This is a genomic window from Streptomyces tyrfis (genome assembly GCF_037034285.1).
In the GTDB taxonomy this organism is placed as follows: Bacteria; Actinomycetota; Actinomycetes; order Streptomycetales; family Streptomycetaceae; genus Streptomyces.
Genome location: NZ_JBAGJZ010000002.1, coordinates 200,871 through 217,043, shown reverse-complemented (window position 1 = coordinate 217,043; position 16,173 = coordinate 200,871). Strand labels below are relative to the sequence as shown.

General features: G+C 73.5%; 10 protein-coding genes, 3 tRNA genes and 1 other RNA gene. 8 read left to right on the top strand and 6 right to left on the bottom strand.

Going from position 1 to position 16,173, the window contains the following annotated elements:
* Positions 1–330: 330 nt before the first annotated feature.
* From WA762_RS03005 to WA762_RS02970, 8 genes are all read left to right on the top strand, one after another.
* A complete protein-coding gene (locus WA762_RS03005) occupies positions 331–666 on the top strand; it encodes a histone-like nucleoid-structuring protein Lsr2 (RefSeq protein WP_335932649.1) in 336 nt (111 codons plus the stop codon).
* 248 nt (positions 667–914) lie between these two features.
* Positions 915–986, top strand: a tRNA-Gly gene (locus WA762_RS03000).
* 98 nt (positions 987–1,084) lie between these two features.
* A tRNA-Gly gene (locus WA762_RS02995) sits at positions 1,085–1,157 on the top strand.
* Between the two features lie 183 nt (positions 1,158–1,340).
* Positions 1,341–2,369 carry an ABC transporter ATP-binding protein gene (locus tag WA762_RS02990; protein ID WP_335932648.1) on the top strand — a complete coding sequence of 343 codons (1,029 nt, stop codon included), beginning with the start codon at positions 1,341–1,343 and terminating at the stop codon, positions 2,367–2,369.
* Entirely contained in the window at positions 2,366–3,238 is an 873-nt protein-coding gene (locus WA762_RS02985; RefSeq protein WP_335932647.1) for an ABC transporter permease, read from the top strand. Before WA762_RS02990 ends, WA762_RS02985 begins: the two co-directional genes overlap by 4 nt.
* 195 nt (positions 3,239–3,433) lie before the next feature.
* On the top strand, positions 3,434–4,945 hold the full coding sequence (locus tag WA762_RS02980) for a sensor histidine kinase (RefSeq protein ID WP_335932646.1): 1,512 nt from the start codon (positions 3,434–3,436) through the stop codon (positions 4,943–4,945).
* Entirely contained in the window at positions 4,942–5,559 is a 618-nt protein-coding gene (locus WA762_RS02975; RefSeq protein ID WP_335932645.1) for a response regulator transcription factor, read from the top strand. Before WA762_RS02980 ends, WA762_RS02975 begins: the two co-directional genes overlap by 4 nt.
* 22 nt (positions 5,560–5,581) lie before the next feature.
* A tRNA-Gly gene (locus WA762_RS02970) sits at positions 5,582–5,654 on the top strand.
* A 264-nt stretch (positions 5,655–5,918) separates the two neighbouring features.
* Here WA762_RS02970 and WA762_RS02965 read toward each other — a convergent pair.
* The 6 genes from WA762_RS02965 to ffs all read right to left on the bottom strand — a co-directional run bounded on the left by WA762_RS02965 (position 5,919) and on the right by ffs (position 15,999).
* Positions 5,919–6,833: a phosphoribosylaminoimidazolesuccinocarboxamide synthase gene (locus WA762_RS02965; RefSeq protein WP_335932644.1), complete on the bottom strand. Its 915-nt coding sequence runs from the start codon at positions 6,831–6,833 to the stop codon at positions 5,919–5,921.
* 264 nt (positions 6,834–7,097) lie between these two features.
* Positions 7,098–8,558 carry a N,N-dimethylformamidase beta subunit family domain-containing protein gene (locus WA762_RS02960; protein WP_335932643.1) on the bottom strand — a complete coding sequence of 487 codons (1,461 nt, stop codon included), beginning with the start codon at positions 8,556–8,558 and terminating at the stop codon, positions 7,098–7,100.
* Positions 8,559–9,134: 576 nt separating this feature from the next.
* Positions 9,135–11,267, bottom strand: a complete 2,133-nt coding sequence (locus WA762_RS02955; protein WP_335932642.1) for a hypothetical protein — start codon at positions 11,265–11,267, stop codon at positions 9,135–9,137.
* Positions 11,268–12,055: 788 nt separating this feature from the next.
* Positions 12,056–13,306, bottom strand: coding sequence for a phosphoribosylamine--glycine ligase (gene purD / locus WA762_RS02950; RefSeq protein ID WP_335932641.1), 1,251 nt, complete (start codon positions 13,304–13,306; stop codon positions 12,056–12,058).
* Between the two features lie 292 nt (positions 13,307–13,598).
* Positions 13,599–15,839 (bottom strand): DNA polymerase III subunit gamma and tau, encoded by a 2,241-nt coding sequence (locus WA762_RS02945; RefSeq protein ID WP_335932640.1) that lies wholly within the window; start codon positions 15,837–15,839, stop codon positions 13,599–13,601.
* Between the two features lie 65 nt (positions 15,840–15,904).
* An RNA gene (gene ffs, locus WA762_RS02940) (signal recognition particle sRNA small type) lies at positions 15,905–15,999 on the bottom strand.
* Positions 16,000–16,173 lie beyond the last annotated feature (174 nt).

Here is a 16,173-nt window from a genome sequence, read left to right as displayed (position 1 = left end):
CCTGGCCGGAAATTCTACGCGGGTAGATATCGGGCGTCCGCGATCACAGCAAACCGGCACCGCGGTTCGGGACGGATATCACCCGCGACAACACCCGAGGGAAAATCTGCGAAAAGAATCCTCACCAACGACACACATAGACGGCTGACACGCGGGGAGAATTGGCCCGGCTTCACAATGCGGCGCCGATCGCTGTACAAATGATTACCGGGGAATGCAGCATTGCCCCCTAATCAGTCGACACCCGGTCGACTCCCATCGTCCGGCAGCCGGAAGGCCGACATCGACGCATGTCAGAAGCGCCGATGCCGTAAGAAAGGACCGATATCCGTGGCTCAGCGCGTAGTGGTCACGCTCTTCGACGACATCGACGGCGGAACAGCGACGGAAACGGTCACCTTCGCCCTGGACGGGAAGTCGTACGAGATCGACCTCAATGCGTCCAATGCAAAGAAACTGCGCAAGGCCCTGGCGCCGTACGTGTCGGCGGGCCGGAAGCAGACGAATCCCGGCAAGCGGGGCAGGAAGCCCACGTCGTACCGGCACACCTCGCTGGAGCCCGACCCGGCGGCGGTGCGCGCCTGGGCCCGCTCGCACCAGATGGAGGTGCCGGCCCGCGGCCGGATCCCCAAGAAGGTCTACGAGGCGTTCCGCGCGGCCGACTGACGCGGCGCGACCGGGCCGGCCGGGAGGCGGCCCGGGCCCGGGAAAGGGCCGGGTCGCTAGGCGGCCCGCCGACGGCGCCCCGGGGAGGGCCGCGAGAGGACGAACGGCTTCCGGCGGCCTCCGGCGGCCACCCCTGGGCCATCCCGGCGACGCCTCATGATCACCGACTTGCGCTGCACCCCCACAGGTCGGCTAAAGTCTGGAGCACGCCGAGGGGCGAGGCCGAAAAGCCAAACCCCCAGCAGCGTGCGGGTGTAGTTCAGTAGTAGAACATCCCCCTTCCAGGGGGAAGGCGCAGTGTGCAATTCCTGTCACCCGCTCTGCACAACTCCTCTCGACCATTGCGGTGGATCGGGTAGAGTGGTGCTCGCACCGCCCGGAAGTGCCTCGTACAAGGGGTATGATGAGCGGCAGCAATGCGGACGTGGCTCAGTTGGTAGAGCATCACCTTGCCAAGGTGAGGGTCGCGAGTTCGAATCTCGTCGTCCGCTCTTGATGGGAATGAAGGCCCTGATCGATTTCGGTCAGGGCCTTCGTCGTTGACCGGCTCTTCATCGTTGATCAGGCCCTCGTCATTGACCGGGCTTCATCGTTTCCTGGCCCATGACGTTTGTCATGAGCAGTAGTGACAGCATGCACTGCTGCCGACGCCGGTCCGGCGGAAACCTGTAGGCATGACCAGCGACGACATTCCCGGCGGCCGCTCGGGCGGCGCCGTGGCAGACATCACAGCCGGACCCGCGGCCGATCCGGCGACCGAATCCGCGATCGAGGCGAGCGGGGTGCGGCGGCGTTACGCCGACGGCTTCGAGGCCGTCGGCGGGGTCTCCTTCTCGGTCGCGCGCGGCGAGCTCTTCGCCCTGCTCGGCACGAACGGCGCCGGCAAGACCTCCACCGTCGAGCTTCTGGAGGGCCTGGCCCCGACCGACGGCGGAACCGTGCGGGTGCTGGGCCATGACCCGTACCGCGAACGGGCCGCCGTCCGGCCGCGGATCGGGGTGATGCTCCAGGAGGGCGGCTTCCCGTCCGACCTGACCGTCACCGAGACCGTACGGATGTGGGCGGGCTGCACCAGCGGCGCGCGGCCGACGGGCGAGGCGCTGGAACTCGTCGGGCTCTCCCACCGGGCCCGGGTGCGGGTCAAGCAGCTCTCCGGCGGCGAGCGGCGTCGGCTCGACCTCGCGCTGGCCCTGCTCGGCCGCCCCGATGTGCTGTTCCTGGACGAGCCGACCACCGGGCTGGATGCCGAGGGGCGGCGCGACACGTGGGAACTCGTACGGGAACTGCGGGACGGGGGCACCACGGTCCTGCTCACCACGCACTACCTGGAGGAGGCCGAGTCCCTTGCCGACCGGTTGGCGATCATGCACCGGGGTCGGATCGTGACCGCCGGCACCCCCGCCGAGGTGAAGGCCGCCCGCCCCGCCCGCATCCGCTTCGAGCTGCCCGAGGACGTACCGGCGGCGCGGCTGCCGCTCCGGCTGCGGGCCGCGGCCGAAGGGCGCCGGGTCGAGATCCGCACCCGTGGGCTGCAGGAGTCGCTGACCGAACTGCTGGTCTGGGCACGGGAGTCGGGCGTTCCGTTGTACGGGCTCGACGCCCGGTCCGCCTCGCTCGAAGAGGCGTTCCTCGACATCGCGGAGGGCGCGGGCACATCGGAACCCGGACCCGGACCCCGGACGCGGAAGGCGGCTGCGGCATGAGCGAGACGACGACGGCCGGACGGAACACGACGGCCGAACCCGGCACGACGGCCGGTCACGGCCCGGCGACCGCCGGGCGACGCGCGACGGTCGCCGCCGGACGGCGTACGACGTCGGCCGACCGGCTGCGGGCGCTCGGGCGCGCCGAACTCGTCCTGCTGGCCCGGAACAGGTCGGCGATCTTCGTCGCCCTGCTGGTGCCTCTGGCGATGGTCCTGGTGATGAGGTCGACGCTGCAGCGGATCGACCTGGGCGACACCGGACTGACCGTGGCCGGTCTGGCGCTGACCGGCGGCATCGGCATGGTGCTGATGCAGGTCGTGTACATGAACCTGGTCTCCGCGTATGTGGCCCGGCGGGAGGAACTGGTCCTGAAGCGGCTGCGCACGGGCGAGGTCACCGACCGGGAGATCCTCGCCGGCACGGCGCTGCCGTCGGTCGCCCTGGCCCTGGCGCAGACGGTGCTGATGGTGCTGGCCGGCACGTTCTTCTTCGACCTCGGGGCGCCGAAGCGCCCGGAACTGCTCGTCCTGGGGCTGCTGTCGGGGATGGTGCTGCTCGCCGCGCTGGCGGCCCTCACCTCCGCGATGACGCGTACGGTGCAGACCTCGCAGATCACCACGATGCCGCTGTTCCTCGTCTCGATGGTGGGCTCGGGCCTCTTCGTACCGCTGGACGTGCTGCCGGACCGGCTGGCGTCGGTGTGCGAGCTCCTGCCGGTGACCGGCGTGATGACGTTGGTACGGGCCGGATGGCTGGGCGGACCCGACGGGCGCCAGCTGCTCGGGGCGGGGCTCGCCGCACTGGCCTGGACGGTGCTCGCCGTGTTCGCCGTGCAGCGGTGGTTCCGCTGGGAACCCCGGCGCTGACGGGGGCGCGGGGCGGACAGCCTGGACAGACGGCCGGGGCTGGAGGGCCGGGCGGGGAAGAACGCATCGGGGTGAGTCGGTGAGTCATGGTCGAGGAGACTCATGACTGAGCAACTCGTGACTGAGGGACTCGCGACCGAGGAGACTCATGGCCGAGGAGACTCATGGCTGAGGAGACCCGTGGCTGAGGAGACCGTGGCTGAGCAGGGACAGACCGCCCGGATGCGGCGGCGCACGGCGAGGTGGCGCGGGGGCAGCGGATTCGACAAGGTCGATCTGTACACGCGCGGGACGCTGTACGCGCTGGTGTGGTGCGCGGTTCTGATCGACGTCCTCATCTCGGTGACCCGGCCGGTGCGGGCCGCGGCTCCCGCCTCGCTGATCGCCGCCGCGATCCTGCTGACGATCGCGCAGGGGGTCTGCGGGACGCAGCTGATCTCCAGGGGCCTGACGTTCTATCTGGGCCGGGGCGCCGTCGACCGGCGTCTCGTCGCCGTCGGCGGCGCGCTGCTCGTGGCCGACCTGGGGGTGCTGCTGGCGCTCGCCCGGTGCACGGGCCTGCATGAGTTCCCCGAGCCGGGATACGTGCTCAGCGCCGCCGTGGTGCCGTTCTCCTGCGGGTTCGTGCTCATCTTCCCGGGATGGGCGTCGGTGCTGCAGCAGGCCGCCGTGACGGCCGGGGTAGGCATCGCGGTGCGGTTGCTCGGCGGGGGCGGTCCGCTGACCGTCGGCGCGGTCCTCGCGACGGCGTTCGGCGGCGCCTTCATGTCGGGCAGCACCCGGACGTCCGCCTGGTCGCTGGGCGTGATGTGGAAGCTGAACGAGGCACGGGAGCTGGAGGCGCGGTTGGCGGTCGCCGAGGAGCGGCTGCGGTTCGGCCGGGACCTGCACGACGTACTCGGCCGGAACCTCGCCGTGATCGCGCTGAAGAGCGAGCTGGCGGTGGAGCTGGCCCAGCGCGGCAAACCGGCGGCGGTGGACCAGATGGTCGAGGTGATGCGCATCGCCCGCACCTCCCAGCAGGAGGTCCGGGATGTCGTACGGGGCTATCGGAAGGCCGATCTGAACACCGAACTCGTGGGCGCGCAGAGCGTGTTGCGGGCAGCCGGGATCGCCTGCGAGGTGACCGGCGACGGCGGCGGAGAACTGCCCGCGCCCGTGCAGTCGGCGCTGGGCTGGGTGGTGCGGGAGGCGGCGACCAATGTGCTGCGGCACGGCGATCCGCGGCGCTGTGTGATCCGCGTCCGCGCCACGTCCGAGGTCGCGGTGCTGGACGTGGAGAACGACGGCGCGCCCGTGCCCGGCTCCGAGACGGCCGCAGGGGCCTCCGGTGCCGCCGGGACCGCCGCGGGGGCGGGCGGCTCCGGACTGGCCGGGCTGCGGGAACGGCTTCGCGCGCTCGACGGCTCGCTGGACGCGGGCCCGGCGGAGAGCGGGATGTTCCGGCTGACGGCGAAGATCCCCCTGGCCCCTTCGCCCGCACCCTCCGCTTCCGCCGCCCCCTCCGCCCCCTCCGCCTTCTCCGCGCCCTCGGAGGCGGCCCCGGGCCTGGGCGCGGGCGCGCGTAGGGACTCGGATGCGGAGGCGGCCCCGGGCCTGGGCGCGGGCGCGCGTAGGGACTCGGACGCGGGTATGGGCCTGGACCCGGACGCGGAGGCGGCCCCGGACACGGGCGCGGGCCCCGCCCTTCTGGAGGAACGACGATGACTGCGACCGCCGTACGGGTGCTGCTCGCCGACGACGAACATCTGATCCGCGGCGCGCTGGCCGCGCTGCTCGCCCTGGAGGACGATCTGGTGGTGGTCGCGGAGGCGGCGACCGGCCCGGAAGCCCTGGCCATGGCCCGGGCCCACCGCCCCGATGTGGCCGTCCTGGACCTGGAGATGCCGGGCGCCGACGGTGTGAGTGTCGCCACATCCCTGCGGGCCGAACTCCCGGACTGCCGCACGATGATCGTGACGAGCCACGGCCGGCCGGGCCACCTGAAACGGGCTCTCGCGGCAGGCGTCCGGGCCTTCGTGCCGAAGACCGTCAGCGCCCGGCAACTGGCCGGGCTGATCCGTACCGTGCACGCCGGAAACCGTTACGTGGACCCGGAGTTGGCGGCCGACGCGATCTCCGCGGGGGACTCGCCGCTGACCGCCCGCGAGACCGAGGTGCTGGAACTGGCGGCCGACGGAGCGCCGGTCGCGGAGATCGCGGAACGGGCCTCGCTGTCGCAGGGAACCGTCCGCAACTACCTCTCGGCGGCCGTCTCCAAGCTCGGGGCGGAGAACCGTCATGCGGCAGTGCGTCTCGCACGTGAGCGGGGATGGGTATAGTAGGTCTCGCGCTTCGGCGCTTGCGGACGTAGCTCAGTTGGTAGAGCGCAACCTTGCCAAGGTTGAGGTCGCCAGTTCGAACCTGGTCGTCCGCTCTGTGAAGCAAGAAGCCCCGGCCTTCCGGTCGGGGCTTCTTCGTGTTCCGGCACCGGCATCGGTACGGGCGCGGGGGATACGGCAGGACCGGCACGGGCGCGGGCGCGGGCCATGCGGGCCGGGCCGGTCAGCCGGTCAGCCGGTCAGCCAGTCAGCCGGTCAGCCAGTCTCCTGCGGCCCGCGCGGGCCGGCCTTCCTCCCTCTGCGCCCGGTTCAGGCCCGGGTACCCGACCGGTGTGTCCGGGTACCCGGGCCGCCGCCGCTCACTTCCAGGGCATGCCGGTGAGAAGTTCGTACGCCTCCAGGTACTTCGCCCGGGTCGCGTCCACGATCTCCTGGGGCAGCGGCGGGGGCGGCTGCTCGCTCCGGCGGTCCCAGCCGGACGCCGGCGAGGTCAGCCAGTCGCGGACGAACTGCTTGTCGTACGAGGGCTGGGGCCTGCCCGGCTCCCAGTCGGCGGCGGGCCAGAAGCGGGAGGAGTCCGGGGTCAGCACCTCGTCCGCGATGATCAGCCGTTCGCCGCCGTCGGCGGTGGGGGCGAACCCGAACTCGAACTTCGTGTCGGCGAGGATGATCCCGCGCTCCCGCGCGATGTCGCGAGCCCTGCCGTACACGTCCAGCGTGGCGCGGCGCAGCTGGGCGGCGGTCTCCGCGCCGACCTGCCGGGCCACCTCCTCGTAGCTGACGTTCTCGTCGTGGTCGCCGACCGCGGCCTTGGTGGCGGGGGTGAAGATCGGCGCGGGGAGCTCGGAGCCGTCGACGAGGCCCTCGGGGAGGGCGAGGCCGCAGACGGTGCGGGACTCGTTGTACTCGACGAGTCCGGAGCCGGTGAGGTAGCCGCGGGCGACGCACTCGACCGGGACCATCCGCAGCGACGTGCAGACCAGCGTGCGGCCCTCCCAGTCGGCGGGGGCTCCGGCGGGCACCTCGGTGGACAGGACGTGGTTCGGGACGAGGTCGGCGAGCTGGTCGAACCACCACAGGGAGAGCCGGGTGAGGACGCGGCCCTTGTCCGGGATCTCGGTGGGCAGCACCCAGTCGTACGCGGAGATGCGGTCGCTGGCGACCATGACGAGGTCGCCGACCTCGTTCCGGTACAGGTCGCGCACCTTGCCGGTGTGGAGGTGGGTGAGCCCCGGGACCTGCACTGGTTCGGGCTTTTCTACAAATCCGGACACGCTGCCTCCGCGTAGGTTGATCCAGGAGCGGTTCCGATTCTCCCGTATCGGGGCGCAGTGGGGTGGAGCGGGGGCTTCCGGGAGCGCGCGAGGCGCCCGGGGCGGTCCCGGTCGCCGGACGGAGCCGGTCACTGGACGGGGCCTTGTGACTGGGCGGGGCCGGTCGCCGGGCGGGGCCTCGTCGCTGGGCGGGGCCGGTCGCCGGACGGTCTCGGTCGCCGGGCAGGACCTTGTCGCCGGGCGGGACCGGTCGCGAGCGCGGATTCAGTCGCGTTTGCAGATGCGGTCCAGCAGGTTGGCCGTGGCGCGCTGGATGCGCGGGTCCACATGGCCGGGGCGGTCCAGCGCCGGCGACCAGGCGAAGGTGCCGGAGGCGAAGACGAGCGCGCCGGACGGGGCCCGGTACAGCGAGGTCTCCTGATGGCGGACGGCTCCCTCGCTGTCCTGGTACGGGGAGTGGGCGAGCAGGATGCGCTTCTCGTGGTCGGGAAGCGCGGTGCGCGGGAAGTAACGGTCGGCCTCCCCCGCGACCAGGCCGTCGATCTCGTCGCCCTCCCCGGCGCCCGTGGCCTCCCACAGCCAGTGCTCGGCGTTCCGTACGACGAGGGGGCGCGGGTCGGGCACCCGTCCCGCGTACTGGATGCCGAGCAGTTGCTGTTCGGGCCGGTCGATCTCACGCCAGAGCGCAGACCTTCCCGGACCCCGGCGCTTGCGGCAGGTGAGCAGCCGGTTCGGCACGCCGGACGCCGACGGGGCCAGGCTGACCTGCCAGTACATGGTGTTGGCGGAGAGGAAGACGAGCGAGGTGCCGCCGTCGCGGGCCTGTTCGGCGGTGCGGCGCATGGCGGCCGACCAGTACTCGTCGTGCCCGGGGAAGACCAGCCCCCGGTAGCGGCTGGGGTCGATCCGGCCGGCGTGCAGGTCGCGGGTGTCGGCGTACGCGACGTCGTAGCCGTACCGCTCGGCCCAACGGATGAAGTCGTAGGCGTGGCCGACGTGGAGCGGCAGGCCCGCGCCCGCGTACGGGCGGTCGAAGGAGACCGTGATGGCCGCGTCCTCCTCGCCCAGGAGGCAGCCCCGCTCGTCCCAGGCGTGGTACAGGCTGGCGCCGGTGTGGCCGTCCTCCGGGTAGAGGTTGTACGCCTGCCAGGTGATGTCCGGCAGGACCAGCAGCAGGTCGGCCGGGCGGTCGTCGCAGATCGTGAACGGGACGTGGGAGCGGTGCCCGTCGGCCGTGGTGAGCACGGCGACGTACGCGCCGATCGACCAGTAGCTCGGGATCTGCAACCGCCAGGACTGCCACCAGTGGTGGCAGGAGACCGTGCGGTCGGCGATGAGCGGGGCGGGCTGGACGATGCCGGAGAGCCGGGGGCTGGTCGTGATCTTGGCCGCGCCGTCGCCGCCGTAGTGGCCGATGCGGTAGACGTCCACGGAGAACTGCTGGGGCGGGTCCACGGTGATGTGGAAGTCGATCGCCTCACCGGGGGCGGCGGCGCCCGTGGAGACGAAGCCCTTGATCTGGCGGTGCACGTCGTCGGCCGTGCGGGTGCCGCCGTCGGAGGAGCGGACCAGGGTGGGGTCCGCGTACCAGGGCACGATCTGCCCGGTGTCGTCGAAGTAGTTCTCACTGCCGCGCAGCCAGGGCAGGGGTCCCTGGCCGAAGGGATCCGAAACGGCGTGTGCCAGGGCACCCGACTCCCATCGACGAATCTGCTCCGCCCCCATACCGCTTCTTCCCTCCCTCGGTCCCCCGCGACAACAGTGGGACCGCCGATGACCGGCCGCCGCCGGCCGGTGCCGTTCGACGTTCGCCGGCCGATTGCCGTTCGTCGACCGGCGGCCTTCACCGATGGCCGCTCGTCGATTGCCGTTCGCCGACGGCCGATTGCCGTTCGCCGATTGCCGTTCGCCGGGTTGATCGTCAGCACTGACCGCTTTTGGCCGTGCGTCATCGATGCACCAACAGTGACGCGCCGACTGTCAGCGTCGATCCCCAGCACATCACATAACGCATGCACTCCGTCACCGTTCGTCGCGAATTGACGTGAACGGAACGCATGCTTCCGGGTATTGGAGCATCAATGCGCCCAAGAGCGCGGTCTCCGGCGCCTCTGCACCGGGGCCGATTCCTGTGCCGGGAGGGGCTGTTGCGCCAGGGCTGCTGCGCGCCGCCGGGGGTGCGTGGGGGGCGTGGGGGGCGGCTGCGGAGGCGGGAGAGGTGGGGCCGACTGCGGTGGCAGGGGCCATCGTCTCCCGGCGTACCACGGGGCCTCCCCCGTGGCCCAACGGCTTTCCCGGGCTTCAGCCGAGCCGGACGGGCTTGTCGGTCCGTACGCCGACCGAGGCCAGCCAGGAGCGCAGCGGCTCCGCGTCCCCCTCCTCGACCAGGCTGAGAACCGGGCCGCCCAGGTCCGCCCGGCGCTTCCCGCCGACCAGCAGCGCCGGGCCGTCGAGCCAGTCGAGGCCGGGGGCCGCGCCCGCCGTGTCGACGGCCGCGCAGCAGACCATCGCCGCGACATGGTCGACGAGCAGATCCGTTCCCGTACGCGGCGGCAGGAGTGGGAAGAGAGGGAGGGGAACGGGGCCCCAGAAGCCCAGGACGTCCCCTCCCACGTCGGCGGCGGTCCCGCCCGGCGACGTCGGCGGCCCGCCGGGCGGGACCGTGCGCCGGTCCGCGGCCTCGCGGGCCACCGCGGCGCTGATGCCCGCCGCGAGCTCCTCGCCGTCGTCGCCCCGGCCCGCCAGGTACTCGACGACCCGGGCCAGCGTGGGCACCCCTGCGTCGGCGGAGAAGGCGGCACCACGGCCGGAGCCGAGGCCCGGCGCGGAGCCGAGGCCCGGACCAGGACCGCCGCGAGAACCGCCGCCGAAACCGCCGCCGGAGGCGTCAGCGGGCCCGCCGTCGCGAAGACCGCCGCCGGAGGCGTCAGCGGGCCCGCCGTCGCGAAGACCGCCGCCAGGGACGTCAGCGCGCCCGCCGCCGGGACGAGGGCCGCCACCGGTGCCGGAGCCGGCAGAGCCTGTAGAGCCAGCGCCGGACACGCCGACGCCCGGTGCGACCGCCCTGCGCGACGAGTCGAGTACGTCGAGGACCCGGTGCAGGCGGGCCGCCTCGGCGCGCCACTTCCGGTCGACCACCTCCTCCGGGTACTGCTGCCAGTCGACGGGCGACCAGCCGGTACCGGGTTCCGCGGGGCCGCCGTGGAACAGCCGGGCCGCCAGCAGGGATGTCGCCTCGTCGGCCGCGCCCGGCTCCTCCAGGAGATCGCAGGCGGGGCGCTCGCCGAGCCGCGAGGCGAAGTCGTCGGCGAGCCGGTCGCGCCGGGACAGCTCGGTGAGGGCGGACACCACACCCGCGTCCAGCCGGGACGGCCAGCGGCCCATCTGCCAGGCGGGCAGCGCGACCCTGGTCAGCAGCCGGTCCCAGCCCGCGTAGGCCAGGCCGACCTGCTCCTGGGCGACGATCCGGAGCCCGTAGTCCACACCCTGTGCGCGGACGGACGCGGCGGCGGCCACGCCGCGTTCCATCTCGGCGGCGTGACCGCGGCAACTGCGCAGCAGCAGCCGGGCGATCCGGCCGACGAGAATCCGCGGCACCGCCCGCACCCGGGAGAGCGGCCCGGAGAGGGGCGCGGACGCGTCGGCGACCACCCCGTCGAGGCCTCTGACGAACCGGCGTGCCGCGGCTATGTCGGGATGCGCCGAGGGACCCGTGCCCGCGACGACCGGGGCCAGCACCGCCCGTAGCTCCGCCACCCGCATCCACCACAGAAACGGCGAGCCGATGACCAGCACGGGAGCCGTCCCGGCCCGTCGGCGGAAGCCGGACTCCGTCCGGCCGTCGGCGGCGCGCGCCCCGGGACCGTCGCCGTCCGCCCTCCGGCCCGCGCCCGGGCGATCGGCGCCCCCGCGCCCCGGGCCCGGACGGTCCGCGCCCGTGCGATCCGAGCCCGTGCGATCCGAGCCTGGTCTGTCCGCGTCCGGTCGGTCCGCGTCCGGTCCGGAAGGGGGCTGCGCGGAGGGGTGTGTGCGGTCCTCCAGCCAGCTGTCGCAATCGGGGGTGAGCGCTATGGCCGAGGGCGCGGGGACGCCGAGCCGGTCCGCGAGGTCTCTGACCAGGCGGTAGAGATCGGGAGCGGCCTCCTCGGCGAGCGGGACGGTCGGGCTGACCGCCGGCCGCGCGCGCACGATCGCGCGGGCGACCACCGCGGCGATCAGCAGCACGACGACCGCGCATCCGGAGACCGCCCAGCGCGCGATCTCCCACCCATCGCCGACGGCATGCCCGCGCACGCCCGCGACGAGCAGCACCACGGCCACGGCCGCCGGCAGGACGGCCGCCGCGGTGGCCCTGTTGCGGATGCGCAGCAGGGCGAGAGCTCGGGCATGCGCACTCCGCGCACCCGGCTCCTCACTTGTACCGATACCGGACACGGCCGGACGTCACCCCCTCTGCCCCCGCGGCGGTGTTGGTCACTCCCCCACTGTGGCACCCGTCACTGACATCGCAATGCCAGTGGGCCAAGTGCCGGAATGCTTGCGCCGCACCCTAGTTGGGGTCTCGGCAGGCGTCAGCCGGATGGCTCACCCGTCACTCGATGGAATGGCTTTGGGTAAAGGTGATGGTGCACCGAAATGCCTGGATCGGCGGTGCGACACGCCTGGACGGGCGGCGCTTCGGCGACCGCCGGGAACGACGGGACGAGAAGACGACGGAACGAGAAGACGGAATCGAGGAGGGCACACGGTCACGGGGGAAACCGACTCACCGGCACACCCCCGCGACCGGGCCGAGGCGCCGGAGCGGAACCGGGCCACGGGAAGGCAGGGGGCAGAACGGCCGTACCGAGGAGGCCGCCCGGGACGCCTGGGCCGGGGCGGGACGCCCGGGCCGGGGCGGGACGGGCCGGAGCTGGCCGGAGCGGGCCGAGGCGGGGCGAGCCGAGGCGGGGCGGGCCGGGACGGGGCCTGGGATCAGCCGTACGGGATCAGCCGTACGGAAGCCGGGAGAGGCCGCCGTACCGAAGGCCGGGACCGGAGAACCGACAGGACGGGCGGACGGACCGGTTCCCCGATGTCCCGGCCACCGTACTCAGTTTGCCCCGCGCCCAGTCCTCAAGCCCATGTCCCAGCCCGCCGCGCCCCGCTTCGGCCCCGCGCCCCGCTTCGGCCCTGCGCCCCGCTTCGGCCCTGCGCCCCGCTTCGGCCCTGCGCGGCCGGTCTCAGCCCTCCGCGGCCTTCCGGGCGATGTCCGTGCGGAACTGCGAACCGTCGAGCCGGATCCGGGCCACCGCCGTGTAGGCGCGCTCACGAGCGGCCGCGAGGTCCTTGCCGACCGCGGTCACGGACAGCACCCGGCCGCCCGCGCTGACGATCGCGTCGCCGTCCCGCCGGGTGCCCGCGTGCAGGACGTACGCGCCCGGCGCGTCCTGCGCCGCCACGTCGTCGAGCCCCTCGATCGGGTCGCCCGTCCGCGGCGTGTCCGGGTAGTTGTGCGAGGCGACGACCACGGTGACGGCGGCCTCGTCGCGCCAGTTCAGCGGCGGCAGCTCGTCGAGGGTCCCGTCGGCGGCGGCCAGCAGCACCGCGGCCAGCGGAGTCTTCAGCCGGGCCAGGACGACCTGGGTCTCGGGGTCGCCGAAACGGGCGTTGAACTCGATCACCCGCACGCCGCGCGAGGTGATCGCGAGGCCCGCGTACAACAGCCCGGAGAACGGGGTGCCGCGGCGGCGGAGCTCGTCGACGGTCGGCTGGAGCACCGACTCCAGGACCTCCTCGACCAGCTTGGGGTCGGCCCATGGGAGCGGGGAGTACGCGCCCATGCCGCCGGTGTTCGGGCCCTCGTCGCCGTCCAGGGCACGCTTGAAGTCCTGCGCGGGCTGGAGCGGCAGCACCGTGGTGCCGTCGGTGATCGCGAACAGGCTGACCTCGGGCCCGTCGAGGAACTCCTCGACGACCACCCGCTCGCAGGCCAGGGCGTGGGCACGGGCCGCCTCGACGTCGTCGGTGACGACGACGCCCTTTCCGGCGGCCAGGCCGTCGTCCTTCACGACGTACGGAGCCCCGAAGGCGTCGAGGGCGGCGTCGATCTCGGCGGGGGTGGTGCAGACGTAGCTGCGGGCGGTCGGCACGCCGGCGGCGGCCATCACGTCCTTGGCGAAGGCCTTGGAGCCCTCCAGCAGCGCCGCCTCGCCGGAGGGGCCGAAGCAGGGGATGCCCGCGGCGCGCACGGCGTCGGCGACACCGGCGACGAGCGGCGCCTCCGGGCCGACGACCACCAGCTCGGCACCCAGCTCGGTGGCCAGGCGCGCGACGGCGTCACCGTCGAGGATGTCGACCGGGTGGAGTTCGGCCACCTCCGCGATGCCGGCGTTGCCGGGAGCGCAGTACAGAGCGGTGACGTCGGAGTCGAGGGAGAGAGAGCGGCACAGGGCGTGTTCGCGGGCGCCGCCGCCGATGACGAGGACCTTCACGCAGTGCAGCCTAGCCGCCGGGGTCCGTCGGCCTTGACGGACGGCCATTCCGTGGACACCTCAGGCATCCCGTGGACACCTCGGGACGAACGGGCACGCCCCGCCCCGCACACCACGCCTCCCCCGCGACGCCCCACGAGGACCGGCCGCCCTGCGAGCAGGGCCACCCCACGACGACCGGCCGCGCCGCTCGCCCGCCCGGCCACGGGCGAACCCTGCTCGTCAGCGGCCCCGCCCGTCAGCGGCGGCCCTGCTCGCAGCGGTCCCCGCCACTCGCCAGCGAACCAAGCCGCTACTCGTTGGTGAACTCCTCCAGGACCGTGGCCCCCAGCTCGCGCACGATCAGCTCATGGCCGGAGAGCGCGGAGTCGACCAGGTCCGGGTCGTCGGCCTCGGGGATGTCGTCCTCGGGGGCGACCGCCCGGGGGGGCTCCGGCGCGGGCGGCGGCTGCGACGGCTGATACGGCGCGGGCGACGGGGACGGGTCCGCCGCGGGTGCCGCGCTCGGCTGCGGGGCCGGGGCGGGCCGGGACTCGTACTGCTGGGGCGGCGGCGGGGAGGCGGCGGGGCGCTGCGCCGGGGGCGGACCGCCGTAGGACCGGCCTCCGCCGGACTGCGGCGGCGCGCCCGCCCCGCCCGAGGGGTCGACGATCGCCTCGACCTTCCACTGCGCGTTGAACCGCTCGGCGAGGGCCTGCCTGAGCACCTCCTCGCTGCCGCTGCTCGCGAAGTTGTCGCGGGCGCCCGCGTTCAGGAAGCCGAGTTGCAGGGTGGTTCCGTCGAACCCGGTGACCTGGGCGTTCTGGCTGAGCAGGATCCAGGTGAACCGGCGGCGGTTCTTCACCGCCTCCAGGATGTCCGGCCACATGTTCCGCACCTGGGCCGCGCCCTGGGCCATCCCTGGGCTGGGCTGGGCTGCGGCGGGGGCCGGCGCCGCGGGCACGGCCGGAGCCGCCGGAGCGGGCGCGGCCTGCGGCGCCTGCGCCTGGCCGGGGGCGGCCGCGGTCGGCCAGCCGCCGGGGCGACGGCCGGACTCCGGCGCGGCGGCGGTGGGCCAGGCACCGGGACGCTGACCGCCCCCTCCGCCGCCGGCCGGCGGCCCGGCGGGAGGCTGCTGCGGAGCGGACGGCTGCACGGCCGCCGCCGGGGGCGCCGCTGCGGGCACGGGGGGCGTGGGAGCGGCAGGCGCGGGCGCGGCCACAGGCGCGGCGGGTGTCGGCGCGGGGGCGGGCGCTTCTCCCCGTACGGCCGCGCGCGCGGCGGCCGGTCCGCCGCCCGGCTGGACGGCCGGGGCGACGGGAGCGGGGGCATGGGCCAGAGCCTCCGGCCCCGGCACGTATCCCATGGCGGGGCCCTGACCGGCGGTGGCGAAGGACGCGCCGCGCTCCAGCCGGTCCAGCCTGGCCTGGAGCGAACGCTCGTCGTCGAAGGCCGCGGGCAGCAGCACCCGGGCGCAGATCAGCTCGACCTGGAGGCGCGGCGAGGTCGCCCCGCGCATCTCCGTCAGCCCCTCGTTGACCAGGTCGGCGGCGCGGCTCAGCTCGGCCGCGCCGAAGACGGACGCCTGGGCCTGCATCCGTTCGACGACATCGGCGGGCGCGTCGATCAGGCCCTTCTCCCCGGCGTCCGGCACAGCGGCCAGGATCACCAGGTCGCGCAGCCGCTCCAGCAGGTCCGCGACGAAGCGGCGCGGGTCGTTGCCGCCCTCGATCACCCGGTCCACGACCTCGAACGCCGCGGCCCCGTCGCCCGCCGCGAACGCGTCCACGATGGAGTCGAGCAGCGAGCCGTCCGTGTATCCCAGCAGCGACGTCGCCATGGCGTACGTCACACCCTCGGCGGCCGCGCCGGCCAGCAACTGGTCCATCACCGACATCGAGTCACGCACCGACCCGGCCCCGGCCCGCACGACCAGCGGCAGCACGCCGTCCTCGACCGGGATGTCCTCCTTGCCGCAGACCTCCGCGAGGTAGTCCCGGAGCGTGCCCGGCGGAACCAGCCGGAACGGGTAGTGGTGCGTACGCGACCGGATGGTGCCGATGACCTTCTCGGGCTCGGTGGTCGCGAAGATGAACTTGAGGTGCTCCGGTGGCTCCTCGACCACCTTCAGCAGGGCGTTGAACCCCGCCGAGGTGACCATGTGCGCCTCGTCGATGATGTAGATCTTGTAACGACTGGACGCCGGCCCGAAGAACGCCTTCTCCCGCAGATCACGGGCGTCGTCCACGCCACCGTGCGACGCGGCGTCGATCTCGATCACGTCGATCGACCCCGGCCCGTTGCGCGCGAGGTCCAGGCAGGACCGGCACTCCCCGCACGGCGTGGGCGTCGGCCCCTGCTCGCAGTTCAGACAGCGGGCCAGGATGCGCGCGCTCGTCGTCTTTCCGCACCCGCGCGGACCGCTGAACAGGTACGCGTGATTGACCCGGTTGTTCCGCAGGGCCTGCTGCAGCGGGTCAGTGACATGCTCCTGCCCGATGACCTCGGCGAACGACTCGGGGCGATAGCGGCGGTACAGCGCAAGGGACGACACACATACGAGGTTATCCGGGCGCGCCGACAACCGGCCCCGCCCCGGCCCCACGGCCCCCGGGAAACACAAGGGCCCCCCACGCACCCGCCAGAGCCGACCTACCCTTGCTGCCTTCCGGCCCTGGGGGAGTTCAGTCAGATAGCGCCACGTGAGGGGCTGACGCCCACCTTAGCCGATCCCCACCCCTCCCGGTCCACCTCCCCGCCCTTCTCCCGCACCGCCCCCCTCCTCATCTCATCGCCCCCCTCCCTCGCCCTCTCTTCCCCCCTCTCTCCTTCCCCCCTCTCTCCTTCCCCCCTCTCTCCTTCCCTCCTCGCGCCCCGCCCGTCCGGAC

What these genes read in the sequence shown, in the direction of transcription:
- WA762_RS02985 (WP_335932647.1), top strand. Translation starts at nt 2,366, where the DNA reads ATGAGCGAGACGACGACGGCCGGACGGAACACGACGGCCGAACCCGGC.
- WA762_RS02960 (WP_335932643.1), bottom strand. Translation starts at nt 8,558, where the DNA reads ATGGGGGCGGAGCAGATTCGTCGATGGGAGTCGGGTGCCCTGGCACAC.
- WA762_RS02975 (WP_335932645.1), top strand. Translation starts at nt 4,942, where the DNA reads ATGACTGCGACCGCCGTACGGGTGCTGCTCGCCGACGACGAACATCTG.
- WA762_RS02990 (WP_335932648.1), top strand. Translation starts at nt 1,341, where the DNA reads ATGACCAGCGACGACATTCCCGGCGGCCGCTCGGGCGGCGCCGTGGCA.